Source organism: Pantoea sp. SIMBA_079, from assembly GCF_046940275.1.
GTDB classification, from domain to species: domain Bacteria; phylum Pseudomonadota; class Gammaproteobacteria; order Enterobacterales; family Enterobacteriaceae; genus Pantoea; species Pantoea borealis.
The window spans coordinates 1-233 of sequence record NZ_JAWRYR010000953.1 but is presented as its reverse complement, the minus strand read 5'-3'; the positions used below and the strand labels follow the sequence as shown (position 1 = coordinate 233).

The 233-nt window shown below is 37.3% G+C and carries 1 protein-coding gene; it reads right to left on the bottom strand.

The window, feature by feature from the left end; genetic code table 11:
- Nucleotides 1-233: hypothetical protein (locus SB719_RS22755; protein ID WP_412160123.1), on the bottom strand; the 233-nt coding region annotated here is incomplete at both ends.

Genomic DNA, 233 nt, shown 5'->3' with positions numbered 1-233 from the left:
ACCTTTCATATCATTTCCAAGACTAACCGCAGCCCCTTCATTTTTCACATGATCTCTTACATTCATTTCTTTTTGAACTTCTTGTGACTGTACTCTCATATCTGTTCCTGACGGATTCACTGTTCCATTACTTCTTAATTGTTCTTGCATTGCAACTTCTTTTTGTATTTGCTCTGTACTGCCTTTACTCTCTGTTCCTGGGACATTTGCTCTTCCACTATTATTTAGCTTCT